Source organism: Nostocoides australiense Ben110 (genome assembly GCF_001050535.1).
Lineage (GTDB): Bacteria > Actinomycetota > Actinomycetes > Actinomycetales > Dermatophilaceae > Nostocoides_A > Nostocoides_A australiense.
Map to the genome: position 1 here is coordinate 1,722,715 of NZ_HG764815.1, position 10,950 is coordinate 1,733,664.

Consider the following 10,950-nt stretch of genomic DNA (forward strand, 5'->3'; position numbering starts at 1 on the left):
CGCCATCGGCGATGGCGGCGACGCGACCGTGGTACTTGTTGCCGCCCCGGTCGAAGACGACCGACTCGACGCCGGCGGCCTTGGCGCGCTCGGCGAGCAGTTCGCCGACCTTCTTGGCCTTGGCGGTCTTGTCACCGTCGAAGGCGCGCAGGTCGGCCTCCATGGTGGAGGCGCTGGCCAGCGTCTTGCCGACGGTGTCGTCGACGACCTGCACGAACAGGTGCCGGCTGCTGCGCGAGACGACGAGGCGGGGCCGCTCGGTGGTGCCGGCGACGTGCTTGCGGATGCGGTCGTGGCGACGGCCACGGGCGGCGGCCTTGGACTTGCCGCGCTTGACGATCATTGCCATGACTACTTCTTTCCAGCCTTTCCGACCTTGCGGCGGATCTGCTCGCCCGCGTAGCGGACACCCTTGCCCTTGTAGGGGTCGGGCTTGCGCAGCTTGCGAATGTTGGCGGCGACCTCACCGACGAGCTGCTTGTCGATGCCCTGGACCGAGAACCGGGTCTGGTTCTCGACCGCGAAGGTGATGCCGGCCGGCGGCTCGACGGTGATCGGGTGGCTGTAGCCGAGAGCGAACTCCAGGTTGGAACCGCGCGCCATGACGCGATAACCGGTGCCGTAGATCTCCATCTTCTTCTCATAGCCGTCGGTGACCCCGAGGACCATGTTGTTGATCAGGGTGCGGGTCAGGCCGTGCAGCGAGCGCGCGGTGCGCTCGTCGTTGGGCCGAGTGACCTCGACGTTGCCGTCGCCCTGCGCGACCGTGATCGGCTCGGCGACGGTGTGCGTCAACTCGCCCTTGGGGCCCTTGACAGTGACCTGCTGGCCGTCGATCGTGACCGTGACGTTCGAGGGAACGGTCACCGGCATACGTCCGATTCGAGACATGTCGAGGCTCCCTTACCAGATGTAGGCGAGGACTTCCCCACCCACACCCTTGCTAGCCGCCTGCTTGTCGGTGAGCAGGCCGGACGACGTGGAAATGATCGCGATGCCGAGGCCGCCGAGCACCCTGGGCAGGTTGGTGGACTTCGCGTAGACCCGCAGGCCGGGCTTGCTCACGCGGCGGATGCCGGCGATGGAGCGCTCCCGGTTGGGGCCGTACTTGAGGTTGATCGTCAAGGTCTTGCCGACCTCGGCGTCCTCGACCGCCCAGGAGGCGATATAGCCCTCGGCCTGGAGGATCTCGGCGATGTGCGACTTCAGCTTCGAAAAGGGCATGGAGACCTCGTCGTGGTGCGCCGAGTTGGCGTTCCGGACGCGGGTCAACATGTCCGCAATCGGGTCAGTCATGGTCATGGGCTGATTCGCCCTCTCTCACCACGGTTTCCGCTCCCGGTATGCCGGGTGCGGACCTGCGATGTAGTGGTGGTCTGGGTGGGTGGCTGGGTTACCAGCTGGACTTGGTCACGCCGGGCAGTTCGCCGCGGTGCGCCATCTCGCGCAGGCAGATCCGGCACAGGCCGAACTTGCGGTAGACGGAGTGGGCACGCCCGCAACGCTGGCAGCGGGTGTAGCCGCGAACCTTGAACTTGGGGGCCTTGGCAGCCTTGTTCTTCAGGGCGGTCTTGGCCATGTCAGTTCTCCTTGAAGGGGAAGCCGAGCGCCTTGAGCAGCGCGCGTCCCTCGTCGTCGTTCGTGGCGGTCGTCACGACCGTGATGTCCATGCCGCGCACGCGGTCGATCTTGTCCTGGTCGATCTCGTGGAACATCGACTGCTCGGTCAGGCCGAAGGTGTAGTTGCCCCGGCCGTCGAACTGCTTCGGCGACAGGCCGCGGAAGTCACGGATACGCGGCAGCGCCACCGTGACCAGGCGGTCGAGGAACTCCCACATGCGATCGCCGCGCAGCGTCGTGTGGGCGCCGATCGGCATACCCTCACGCAGCTTGAACTGGGCGATCGACTTGCGGGCCTTGGTGATCTGCGGCTTCTGGCCGGTGATCGCGGTCAGGTCCTTGATCGCGCCCTCGATCAGCTTGGAGTCCTTGGCGGCGTCGCCGACACCCATGTTGACGACGACCTTGACGACGCCGGGGACCTGCATCGGGTTGCCGAAGTTGAACTGGTCCTGCAGGGCCGACTTGATCTCGTCCTGGTAGCGCGTCTTCAGCCGCGGCTTGGCGGCGGGGGCTGCGGTCTCAGTCATCAGATGTCCTTGCCGGAGCGCGCGGAGACCCGCACGCGGGTGGTCTTGGTGCGGCCGTCGCGCTCGACCTGCTCTTCGCGGGTCTTGACGCGGGTCGGCTTCTTGTCGGTGGGGTCGATGACCGCGACATTGCTGACGTGGATCGGCGCCTCCTGCACGACGAGGCCGCCGGTGCCGCGGGTGCCCGGCTTGACGTGCCGGGTCACGCGATTGACGCCCTCGACGGTCACGCGCTGGTTCTCGGTGTCGACGGCGATGACCTTGCCCTGCTTGGCCTTGTCCTTGCCGGTGAGCACCTGGACGGTGTCGCCCTTCTTGATCTTCATCTTGCCCATGGCGGTCAGAGCACCTCCGGTGCCAGCGAGATGATCTTCATGAAGCGCTTGTCACGCAGCTCGCGGCCCACCGGGCCGAAGATGCGGGTGCCACGCGGATCACCATCGTTCTTGAGGATGACGGCGGCGTTCTCGTCGAAGCGGATGTAGCTGCCGTCCGGCCGGCGGCGCTCCTTGGTGGTGCGCACGACGACGGCCTTGACGACGTCACCCTTCTTGACGTTGCCGCCGGGGATGGCGTCCTTGACGGTCGCGACGATCGTGTCGCCGATACCGGCATACCGGCGGCCGGAGCCACCGAGCACGCGGATGCACAAGATCTCCTTGGCGCCGGTGTTGTCGGCAACCTTGAGGCGGGATTCCTGCTGGATCACTTGGCCTTCTCCAAAATCTCCACGACGCGCCAGCGCTTCGAGGCGCTCAGCGGACGGGTTTCCATGATCAGGACGCGGTCACCCACGCCGGCAGCGTTCTGCTCGTCGTGCGCCTTGACCTTGTGGCTCTTGCGCATGACCTTGCCGTAGAGGGCGTGCTTGACGCGGTCCTCGACCTCGACGACAACGGTCTTGTCCATCTTGTCGCTGACCACCATGCCCTGGCGGGTCTTGCGGTAGTTGCGCTCCACGCTCGACTTCTCTTCCACAGTGTTCTCGCTCATCGTGCTCAGGCCTCCGGTCCGGTGCCGATGCCGAGCTCGCGCTCACGCATCTCGGTGTAGATCCGCGCGATGTCCTTGCGGACGGCGCGCAGGCGGCCATGGCTTTCGAGCTGACCGGTGGCCGACTGGAAACGGAGGTTGAACAGCTCCTCCTTGGCCTTGCGCAGCTCTTCGACGAGGCGGTCGTCGGCGAGGCCGCGCAGCTCGGTGGGGGTCAGGTCCTTGCTACCGATAGCCATCAGATGTCACCACCTTCACGCTTGACGAAGCGGGTCTTCATGGGCAGCTTGTGCATCGCCAGGCGCATGGCCTCGCGAGCGACGTCCTCCGGGACACCGGAGAGTTCGAATAGCACGCGGCCCGGCTTGACGTTGGCGATCCACCACTCGGGCGAGCCCTTACCGGAACCCATGCGGGTCTCGGCGGGCTTCTTGGTCAGCGGACGGTCCGGGTAGATGTTGATCCAGACCTTTCCGCCACGCTTGATGTAGCGGGTCATGGCGATACGAGCGGACTCGATCTGCCGGTTGGTGACGTAGGCGGGCTCGAGGGCCTGGATGCCGTATTCACCGAAGGCGAGCGAGGTGCCGCCCTTGGACATGCCGGAGCGACCGGGGTGGTGCTGCTTGCGGTGCTTGACGCGACGCGGAATCAACATGGCGCGCTCACGCTCCTTCGGTAACAGCCTCGGCGGCGGGTGCGCTCGCCTCGGCGGTCTCGGTGGTGGCCGGCGCCGCGTCGCGGCGGGCGCGCGCGGGACGGTCGTCACGGTCACGGCGCGGACCGCGGGCGCCGCCGCGCGGGGCGTTGACCTGCTGCGCAGCGAACTCCTTCTCAGTCATGTCGCCCTTGTAGATCCACACCTTCACGCCGATGCGGCCGAAGGTGGTCTTGGCCTCGAAGAAGCCGTAGTCGATGTTGGCGCGGAGGGGGGGCAGGGGCACGCGGCCCTCGCGGTAGAACTCCGATCGCGACATTTCGGCGCCACCGAGGCGGCCGGAGCACTGGATCCGGATGCCCTTGGCGCCCGAACGCAGCGCGGACTGCATACCCTTGCGCATCGCGCGCCGGAAGGTGACACGCGCGGCGAGCTGCTCGGCGATGCCCTGGGCGACCAGCTGCGCGTCGATCTCGGGGTTCTTGACCTCGAGGATGTTCAGCTGCACCTGCTTGCCCGTGAGCTTCTCGAGCTCGCCGCGGATGCGGTCGGCCTCGGCGCCGCGGCGGCCGATGACGATGCCCGGACGCGCGGTGTGGATGTCCACACGCACGCGGTCACGGGTGCGCTCGATCTCGACGCGGGAGATGCCGGCGCGCTCCATGCCCTGGGACATGAGCTTGCGGATGGCGACATCTTCCTTGACGTAGTCGCGGTAGCGCTGACCCTCCTTGGTGGAGTCGGCGAACCAGCGGCTCTTGTGGTCGGTGGTGATGCCCAGCCGGAAGCCGTGCGGGTTGACCTTCTGACCCATTAGCGGGTGCCTGCCTTTCCGGCGTTGTTCGAAGCCGTGGACTTCGGCGCGACGGTGACGGTGATGTGGCTCGTGCGCTTGTTGATGCGGCCGGCGCGGCCCTGGGCGCGCGGGCGGAACCGCTTCATCGTGGGGCCCTCATCGACGAACGCGGCGGAGACGACGAGTTCACGCTCGTCGAACGCCTCGGACGCGGCATCGGCCTTGACCCGGGCGTTGGCGATGGCGCTCTGCAGCACCTTCAGCACCGGCTCGGACGCACCCTGCGGCGCGAAGCGCAGCACGTTGACGGCGTCCACGGCCTGCTTGCCGCGGATCAGGTCGACGATGCGGCGCGCCTTCTGGGGGGTGACCCGCACGTGGCGGGCGACCGCCTTGGCTTCCATGATCTCCTCGCTCATCGACGACGGCCCTTCTTGTCGTCCTTGATGTGACCCTTGAACGTGCGGGTCGGGGCGAACTCGCCGAGCTTGTGGCCGACCATCGACTCGGTCACGAAGACCGGAATGTGGGTGCGGCCGTTGTGCACGGCGAAGGTGTGACCGAGGAAGTCCGGCGCGATGACCGACCGGCGCGACCAGGTCTTGATGATGTTCTTCGAGCCCGAAGCGTTCTGAGCGTCCACCTTCTTCTGGAGGTGGCCGTCGATGAAGGGGCCCTTCTTCAAACTGCGTGGCATGTCGAAAAGCTCCTATCAGCGCTTCTTGCCGGTGCGGCGGCGGCGGACGATCATCTTGTCGCTCGCCTTGCCAGGACGACGGGTGCGGCCCTCGGGCTGACCCCACGGGCTGACCGGGTTACGGCCACCGGAGGTCTTGCCCTCGCCGCCACCGTGCGGGTGGTCGACCGGGTTCATCGCGACACCGCGGACGGTCGGGCGCTTGCCCTTCCACCGCATACGGCCGGCCTTGCCCCAGTTGATATTGGACTGCTCGGCGTTGCCGACCTCACCGATGGTGGCGCGGCAGCGCAGGTCCACATTGCGGATCTCACCGGACGGCATACGCAGCTGGGCGAAGGGGCCGTCCTTGGCGACGAGCTGGACGCGGACGCCGGCAGAGCGGGCGATCTTGGCGCCCCCACCGGGCTTGAGCTCGACCGCGTGCACGACCGTACCGGTCGGGATATTGCGCAACGGCAGGCTGTTGCCCGGCTTGATGTCGGCACCCGGACCGTTCTCGATCGCCATGCCCTGCTCCAGGCCCTTGGGGGCGAGGATGTAGCGCTTCTCGCCGTCGGCGTAGTGCAGCAGCGCGATGCGAGCGGTGCGGTTGGGGTCGTACTCGATGTGCGCGACCTTGGCGGGCACACCGTCCTTGTCGTGGCGACGGAAGTCGATCACGCGGTAGGCGCGCTTGTGGCCACCACCGATGTGCCGGGTGGTGATGCGCCCGGAGGCGTTGCGCCCACCGGACTTGGAGAGCGGCTTGACCAGCGACTTCTCCGGCGTGCTGCGAGTGACCTCGACGAAGTCGGCGACGCTGCTGCCACGACGACCCGGGGTCGTCGGCTTGTATTTGCGGATTCCCATGTCTACCTAAGCTCCTTTAGGCGCCCGCACCGAAGATGTCGATCGTGCCCTCGCGGAGGGTGACGATCGCACGCTTGGTGTCCTTGCGCTTGCCCATGCCGAAGCGGGTGCGGCGGGCCTTGCCCGGGCGGTTCATCGTGTGGACCGAGTCGACCTTGACGCCGAAGATCTGCTCGACGGCGATCTTGATCTCGGTCTTGTTCGAGCGCGGGTCGACGATGAAGGTGTACTTGCCCTCCTCGAGGAGGCCGTAGCTCTTCTCGGAGACGACCGGCGCGATCAGGATGTCGCGGGGGTCCTTGTGCACGGTGCTCACTTGGTGTCCTCCTGGGCGCCGGTGCCGACGAAGGTGTCGAAGGCGGCCTTGGTGAAGACCACGTCGTCCGCGCACAGCACGTCATAGGTGTTGAGCTGGTCGACCGCGAGGACGTGGACGTTGTCGAGGTTGCGCACCGACTTCAGCGACACCAGGTCGGTGCGGTCGAGCACGACCAGCAGGTTCTTGCGCTCGGTCAGGCCGGCGAGCAGCTCGGCGGCCTGCTTGGTCGAGGGGGTCTCGCCGGTGACGAGGGCCTCGACGACGTGGATGCGGTCGTGGCGGGCCCGGTCGGAGAGGGCACCGCGCAGGGCGGCGGCCTTCATCTTCCTGGGGGTGCGCTGGCTGTAGTCACGCGGCTGCGGGCCGTGGACCGTGCCACCGCCGGCGAACTGCGGCGCGCGGGTCGAACCCTGGCGGGCGCGGCCGGTGCCCTTCTGACGGTAGGGCTTGCGGCCACCACCGCGGACTTCGCCGCGGGTCTTGGTGGCGTGCGTGCCCTGACGGGCGGCGGCCAGCTGCGCGACGACGACCTGGTGGATCAGCGGGACGTTGGTCTGGACGTCGAAGATCTCAGCGGGAAGGTCGACCGTGACGGTCTTGGCGGTCATGTTCAGGCTCCCTTCGCGGCGGAGCGGACGAGGACGAGGCCACCGCGGGGGCCGGGGACGGCGCCCTTGATGAGCAGCAGGCCCTTGTCGGCGTCGACGGCGTGCACGGTGAGGTTCTGGGTGGTCTGGCGCACCCCGCCCATCCGGCCGGCCATACGCATGCCCTTGAAGACGCGGCCCGGGGTGGAGCACCCGCCGATCGAACCCGGCTTGCGGTGGTTGCGGTGCGCACCGTGGGAGGCGGAGACACCCTTGAAGCCGTGGCGCTTCATGACGCCGGCGAAGCCCTTGCCCTTGGTGGTGCCCGAGACGTCGACCTTCTGGCCGGCCTCGAAGACCTCGGCGGTGACCTCGGAGCCGACGGTGTAGTCGGCCGCGTCGGAGGTGCGCAGCTCGATGACGTGGCGGCGCGGGGTCACGCCGGCCTTGTCGAAGTGGCCCCCCATGGGCTGGTTGACCTTGCGAGGGTTGATCTCGCCGTAGGCGATCTGGACTGCGTCGTAGCCGTCGGTCTCGGCGCCGCGGACCTGCGTGACGACGCAGGGCCCGGCCTTGACGACGGTCACCGGGATGAGCCGGCTGTCGGCGTCCCAGACCTGGGTCATGCCGAGCTTCTCGCCGAGCACACCCTTGACGGAGCGCGTGGTTGCGTGAGTCATGGCGTCCTCTTAGAGCTTGATCTCGATGTTGACGTCCGCCGGCAGGTCGAGACGCATCAGCGAGTCGACGGCCTTGGGCGTCGGGTCGATGATGTCGATGAGGCGCTTGTGCGTGCGCATCTCGAAGTGCTCTCGGGAGTCCTTGTACTTGTGGGGGCTCCGGATGACCACGAAGACGTTCTTCTCCGTGGGCAGGGGCACCGGGCCGACAACGGTGGCGCCCGCGCGGGTGACCGTGTCGACGATCTTGCGCGCCGAGCTGTCGATGACCTCGTGGTCATACGACTTCAGCCGGATGCGGATCTTCTGTCCCGCCATCTTCTGGTCGTCTCTCTCTCGCCGTCCAACTAACAAATCCGTGAGGGCCCCGTCTGGCCTCCGACCCCCGCGGTCGGGCGTGTCGCCCTAGCTCCGCTCCCGAAGGCGCGCAGTTCCCTGCGATCCTTCGGGGGAATCGAATGGCCCGGCCGGAGCCGAACGCTTGCGCGGCGCCGGTGTGTCGCCCCGCTCCCAGAGCGGTTCGATTCGTTCGCACCTGCTGCGGCGGGCGACCCACAGGATCGACGCCTCGCGTCAAGCAACCTGACTATCTTGCCATGCCGCGCGAGCCAGGCCAAATCCGGAGCCCTTCGCACTTTTCCGCCCAGTGCCACTTGTTATCGGTCCGCCGCGGGAAGTTCGCGATGCGCACCGCAAGAAACCTGCCCAAAGGCTCGCCTCGGGGTGGCAAGCTCGTCGGTATGGATGCTCGTGATGTGCTGATCGACGCCGCCGGACGGCCGGTGGACTCCGCTCGCCAGGTCCTGGACGGCCTGGACGGCGACACGCTCCATCGGATGCCCGACGACCGGCATTCCTCGATCGCCTGGCTGCTCTGGCACTCCGCGCGGCAGGCGGACGTGCAGGTCGCCGAGCTGGCCGGGACGCAGGAGGTATGGCGTGCGGCCGGCTTCATCGGCCGGTTCGCCCTCGACCGGCCGGACGACGCGATGGGGTTCGGCGACTCCCCTGAGGACGTGGCGAAGGTGCGCGTCGACGACCCGGGGTTGCTGACGGCATACCTGGAAGCGGTGTTCGAGGCGACCACGACATATGTCCGCGGCCTCACTGAGGCCGACCTCGACGACATCGTCGACCGGCGCTGGGACCCGCCCGTGACCCGCGGGGTGCGGCTGGTCAGCGTCATCGACGACGCCGTGGCGCACATCGCGCAGGCGCAATACCTGCGCGGGCTGCTCGCCGACTGGTCGATCGGTTACTGAGGTGAGTCCGCGGCATACGCCGCGCGGGAAACCCATCCTGACCACTGAGCGGCTCACCCTGCGGCCGCTGACGTGGGACGACCTGCCGGAGCTGGAAGCGCTCGACGCCGATCCGGTGGTGATGGAATTCCTCGACCGGCCGCGCACGGCGGACGAGGTCCGCGAGCGCACCCTTGCCCGACTGGACCCGACGCACGACGCGATGGGCCTCGGCTACTGGTGCGGGCTCGAGCGCAGCCGCTTCGTCGGGTGGTGGCTCCTGACCCCCGAAGGTCCCGGGCTGGCCGAGATCGGCTGGCGTCTCCACCCGTGGGCGTGGGGCCGCGGCCTGGCGACCGAGGGCGCCCGAGAGATCATCCGGCACGGCTTCGAGACCGTCGGCCTGGAGCGCATCGTCGCCGAGACGATGGTGGTCAACGCGCGCAGCCGCTCGGTGATGGACAAGCTGGGTATGCGGCATACCCGCGTGGAGGTGCGGCCCTGGGAGGACCCGCTCCCCGGCGCCGAGCAGGGCGAGTGGCTCGCTGAGATCACCCGCGCCGACTGGATCGCTAGCGGTTGACCGCGACCAGGCCGAAGTTCTTCAGCAGGCTCCCGTGCAGACGCGGTTGAGAGCCCACTCCCCAGACGCGGCTCGAACCGGGGACCGCGGCGAGGTCATCTAGTTCCGGCGCCCGCGCGGGATAGGTGCGCGGGAAGTAGTGAACCGACCAGGCGCCGGCCGCATATCGCAGAACGGGCGCACCAAGCAGCGGTATGTCGCGCTGGCCGCGGTCTCGCGCCGACACCCAGACGGCCCCCGTGCTGTCTCTGGTGACCGAGAGGAGTTGGACGTCCTTGAGTGGGACCGACATCCGGCGCCAGGCCGTGCCATCCCAGCGCAGGACCAGAGGCGTGTCCACGTAGTCGTTTCCGTGGTTGACGCCGACCGCCCACGCCTCCTTCGCCGATCCGCCCCACACGCCGAAGAGGTCGACCCGACCCGATGCGCTCACGATCCGATGAGTGTGCCAGCGCCCACCGCGTCGCGAGAGGATCAGGCCACCAGATTCGCTCTGCGTGTCATTGCCGGCGCCCACCGCGAAGACCGACCCGTCCCCGGCGACGGCAACATCGTTGAACCCGCCCTCGTTCTTCGGCGCGTTCAGCGGCGGGCTCTCCCACCGAGAGCCGTTCCATTGCAACAGAACGGGGAAGGCCGTGTAGACGGCCGGGCGGTAGCCGACCAGGATGGTGGTCGATCCGCGGGTGGCAACTGCGGTGGGGACTGCTCCTGGGGCGATGCCGTTAGTCGCCGGGGCCCATCCTGAGGCGGTGAGTCGGCCGGCATACGGGCTCTCGCCCCAGGGATCTCCGGGGCCGGCCTGTCCGACGATCCACGCCCGATTCGTGGCGTCCGCGCTGACGCCCGTCAACCGGATGACGCCTGGCAGGTCGGTGCGCCGCCAGGCAGTGCCATTCCAGCGGATGAGCACCTCCCGTGGGGCCCCGGTCTCGCCTTCCGAGCCAACGGCCCACGCGAGCGTCGAGTTCACCGCGGCCACGTCCTCATACCGCGCATTCGCCGTCAAGTACGGACGGGATCTCCCGCCAGGTCGCCACGGCGGCGCCCGCAACCGCCCGGCCGCGGTCAAGGCGGCGAACACGCTCACCACCGCCATCCGGGCGCCGCACCGACGAGTCACGATAGTCATGAACCGCAGTGCAGCGTGCCCGCCCCGGCCAAGGGCAAGGGCTTGACGTTGGCCGTAAGAACTTCGTAAGTCTGGCTGGCCTCTCGGCAGCCGCCCCGGGCACAGACACGGTGTGGGATCGCTGGGGGCGTGGGGCACTCGGCGCCCCGAAACAGAAGAGCGCGGCACCCGCGAAACGGGTGCCGCGCTCTTCTGTTCTTTCACGGGGCTTACCCCGTGTGGGGGCCGCTCCTCGTGGGGGGTCCACGGGGGGCGGAGCCCC

21 protein-coding genes are annotated in these 10,950 nt (G+C 68.1%); 2 read left to right on the plus strand and 19 right to left on the minus strand.

The genetic code is table 11. The annotated features are described in order from the left end of the window. The 18 genes from rplR to rpsJ all read right to left on the minus strand — a co-directional run. A partial coding sequence (gene rplR, locus BN11_RS08210) for a 50S ribosomal protein L18 (RefSeq protein ID WP_053084041.1) occupies positions 1-349 on the minus strand: 349 nt, incomplete at its 3' end. A 2-nt stretch (positions 350-351) separates the two neighbouring features. Then, positions 352-891, minus strand: coding sequence for a 50S ribosomal protein L6 (rplF, locus tag BN11_RS08215; RefSeq protein ID WP_048696486.1), 540 nt, complete (start codon positions 889-891; stop codon positions 352-354). A 12-nt stretch (positions 892-903) separates the two neighbouring features. Further along, positions 904-1,302, minus strand: coding sequence for a 30S ribosomal protein S8 (rpsH, locus tag BN11_RS08220; RefSeq protein ID WP_048696488.1), 399 nt, complete (start codon positions 1,300-1,302; stop codon positions 904-906). A 91-nt stretch (positions 1,303-1,393) separates the two neighbouring features. Then, positions 1,394-1,579, minus strand: a complete 186-nt coding sequence (locus BN11_RS08225) for a type Z 30S ribosomal protein S14 (RefSeq protein ID WP_048696490.1) — start codon at positions 1,577-1,579, stop codon at positions 1,394-1,396. A 1-nt stretch (position 1,580) separates the two neighbouring features. Further along, the gene (rplE, locus tag BN11_RS08230) at positions 1,581-2,150 is read right to left on the minus strand and encodes a 50S ribosomal protein L5 (protein ID WP_048696492.1); all 570 of its coding nucleotides are present in this window, start codon (positions 2,148-2,150) and stop codon (positions 1,581-1,583) included. After that, positions 2,150-2,485, minus strand: coding sequence for a 50S ribosomal protein L24 (rplX, locus tag BN11_RS08235; protein ID WP_048696494.1), 336 nt, complete (start codon positions 2,483-2,485; stop codon positions 2,150-2,152). The genes rplE and rplX overlap by 1 nt, the downstream gene beginning before the upstream one ends. Before the next feature lie 5 nt (positions 2,486-2,490). Then, positions 2,491-2,859: a 50S ribosomal protein L14 gene (gene rplN / locus BN11_RS08240; RefSeq protein ID WP_048696496.1), complete on the minus strand. Its 369-nt coding sequence runs from the start codon at positions 2,857-2,859 to the stop codon at positions 2,491-2,493. Beyond that, positions 2,856-3,143 carry a 30S ribosomal protein S17 gene (gene rpsQ, locus BN11_RS08245; RefSeq protein WP_048696498.1) on the minus strand — a complete coding sequence of 96 codons (288 nt, stop codon included), beginning with the start codon at positions 3,141-3,143 and terminating at the stop codon, positions 2,856-2,858. Before rpsQ ends, rplN begins: the two co-directional genes overlap by 4 nt. 5 nt (positions 3,144-3,148) lie before the next feature. Continuing rightward, a complete protein-coding gene (rpmC, locus tag BN11_RS08250; protein ID WP_048696499.1) occupies positions 3,149-3,382 on the minus strand; it encodes a 50S ribosomal protein L29 in 234 nt (77 codons plus the stop codon). Further along, the gene (gene rplP, locus BN11_RS08255; RefSeq protein ID WP_048696501.1) at positions 3,382-3,801 is read right to left on the minus strand and encodes a 50S ribosomal protein L16; all 420 of its coding nucleotides are present in this window, start codon (positions 3,799-3,801) and stop codon (positions 3,382-3,384) included. The genes rpmC and rplP overlap by 1 nt, the downstream gene beginning before the upstream one ends. A gap of 7 nt (positions 3,802-3,808) precedes the next feature. Further along, positions 3,809-4,615 carry a 30S ribosomal protein S3 gene (gene rpsC, locus BN11_RS08260; protein ID WP_048696502.1) on the minus strand — a complete coding sequence of 269 codons (807 nt, stop codon included), beginning with the start codon at positions 4,613-4,615 and terminating at the stop codon, positions 3,809-3,811. Continuing rightward, positions 4,615-5,001, minus strand: coding sequence for a 50S ribosomal protein L22 (gene rplV / locus BN11_RS08265; RefSeq protein WP_048701072.1), 387 nt, complete (start codon positions 4,999-5,001; stop codon positions 4,615-4,617). Before rplV ends, rpsC begins: the two co-directional genes overlap by 1 nt. An 11-nt stretch (positions 5,002-5,012) precedes the next feature. After that, positions 5,013-5,294: a 30S ribosomal protein S19 gene (gene rpsS, locus BN11_RS08270; RefSeq protein WP_048696504.1), complete on the minus strand. Its 282-nt coding sequence runs from the start codon at positions 5,292-5,294 to the stop codon at positions 5,013-5,015. Positions 5,295-5,309: 15 nt separating this feature from the next. Beyond that, the gene (gene rplB / locus BN11_RS08275; protein WP_048696506.1) at positions 5,310-6,146 is read right to left on the minus strand and encodes a 50S ribosomal protein L2; all 837 of its coding nucleotides are present in this window, start codon (positions 6,144-6,146) and stop codon (positions 5,310-5,312) included. A gap of 16 nt (positions 6,147-6,162) precedes the next feature. Then, on the minus strand, positions 6,163-6,462 hold the full coding sequence (gene rplW / locus BN11_RS08280) for a 50S ribosomal protein L23 (protein ID WP_048696508.1): 300 nt from the start codon (positions 6,460-6,462) through the stop codon (positions 6,163-6,165). Next, positions 6,459-7,073 (minus strand): 50S ribosomal protein L4, encoded by a 615-nt coding sequence (rplD, locus tag BN11_RS08285; RefSeq protein ID WP_048696510.1) that lies wholly within the window; start codon positions 7,071-7,073, stop codon positions 6,459-6,461. Before rplD ends, rplW begins: the two co-directional genes overlap by 4 nt. Positions 7,074-7,075: 2 nt before the next feature. Continuing rightward, complete coding sequence (gene rplC, locus BN11_RS08290) at positions 7,076-7,732, minus strand: 50S ribosomal protein L3 (RefSeq protein ID WP_048696511.1); 657 nt, start codon at positions 7,730-7,732, stop codon at positions 7,076-7,078. 9 nt (positions 7,733-7,741) lie between these two features. Next, positions 7,742-8,050: a 30S ribosomal protein S10 gene (rpsJ, locus tag BN11_RS08295; protein WP_019146773.1), complete on the minus strand. Its 309-nt coding sequence runs from the start codon at positions 8,048-8,050 to the stop codon at positions 7,742-7,744. Positions 8,051-8,472: 422 nt separating this feature from the next. On the opposite strand from rpsJ, the gene BN11_RS08300 reads away from it, so the two are divergent. Beyond that, entirely contained in the window at positions 8,473-8,994 is a 522-nt protein-coding gene (locus BN11_RS08300; RefSeq protein ID WP_048696515.1) for a mycothiol transferase, read from the plus strand. A 1-nt stretch (position 8,995) separates the two neighbouring features. Then, on the plus strand, positions 8,996-9,556 hold the full coding sequence (locus BN11_RS08305; protein WP_083433617.1) for a GNAT family N-acetyltransferase: 561 nt from the start codon (positions 8,996-8,998) through the stop codon (positions 9,554-9,556). On the opposite strand, the gene BN11_RS08310 is transcribed toward BN11_RS08305, so the two are convergent. After that, positions 9,546-10,565, minus strand: a complete 1,020-nt coding sequence (locus tag BN11_RS08310) for a hypothetical protein (RefSeq protein WP_162213192.1) — start codon at positions 10,563-10,565, stop codon at positions 9,546-9,548. The genes BN11_RS08305 and BN11_RS08310 overlap by 11 nt on opposite strands. Between the last annotated feature and the right edge of the window lie 385 nt (positions 10,566-10,950).

Bases quoted from the DNA above. Each gene is read 5' to 3' on its own strand.
- rplF (WP_048696486.1), bottom strand. From the start codon at position 891: ATGTCTCGAATCGGACGTATGCCGGTGACCGTTCCCTCGAACGTCACG.
- rpsH (WP_048696488.1), bottom strand. From the start codon at position 1,302: ATGACCATGACTGACCCGATTGCGGACATGTTGACCCGCGTCCGGAAC.
- BN11_RS08225 (WP_048696490.1), bottom strand. From the start codon at position 1,579: ATGGCCAAGACCGCCCTGAAGAACAAGGCTGCCAAGGCCCCCAAGTTC.
- rplE (WP_048696492.1), bottom strand. From the start codon at position 2,150: ATGACTGAGACCGCAGCCCCCGCCGCCAAGCCGCGGCTGAAGACGCGC.
- rplX (WP_048696494.1), bottom strand. From the start codon at position 2,485: ATGGGCAAGATGAAGATCAAGAAGGGCGACACCGTCCAGGTGCTCACC.
- rpsQ (WP_048696498.1), bottom strand. From the start codon at position 3,143: ATGAGCGAGAACACTGTGGAAGAGAAGTCGAGCGTGGAGCGCAACTAC.
- rpmC (WP_048696499.1), bottom strand. From the start codon at position 3,382: ATGGCTATCGGTAGCAAGGACCTGACCCCCACCGAGCTGCGCGGCCTC.
- rplP (WP_048696501.1), bottom strand. From the start codon at position 3,801: ATGTTGATTCCGCGTCGCGTCAAGCACCGCAAGCAGCACCACCCCGGT.
- rpsC (WP_048696502.1), bottom strand. From the start codon at position 4,615: ATGGGTCAGAAGGTCAACCCGCACGGCTTCCGGCTGGGCATCACCACC.
- rplV (WP_048701072.1), bottom strand. From the start codon at position 5,001: ATGGAAGCCAAGGCGGTCGCCCGCCACGTGCGGGTCACCCCCCAGAAG.
- rpsS (WP_048696504.1), bottom strand. From the start codon at position 5,294: ATGCCACGCAGTTTGAAGAAGGGCCCCTTCATCGACGGCCACCTCCAG.
- rplB (WP_048696506.1), bottom strand. From the start codon at position 6,146: ATGGGAATCCGCAAATACAAGCCGACGACCCCGGGTCGTCGTGGCAGC.
- rplD (WP_048696510.1), bottom strand. From the start codon at position 7,073: ATGACCGCCAAGACCGTCACGGTCGACCTTCCCGCTGAGATCTTCGAC.
- rplC (WP_048696511.1), bottom strand. From the start codon at position 7,732: ATGACTCACGCAACCACGCGCTCCGTCAAGGGTGTGCTCGGCGAGAAG.
- rpsJ (WP_019146773.1), bottom strand. From the start codon at position 8,050: ATGGCGGGACAGAAGATCCGCATCCGGCTGAAGTCGTATGACCACGAG.
- BN11_RS08300 (WP_048696515.1), top strand. From the start codon at position 8,473: ATGGATGCTCGTGATGTGCTGATCGACGCCGCCGGACGGCCGGTGGAC.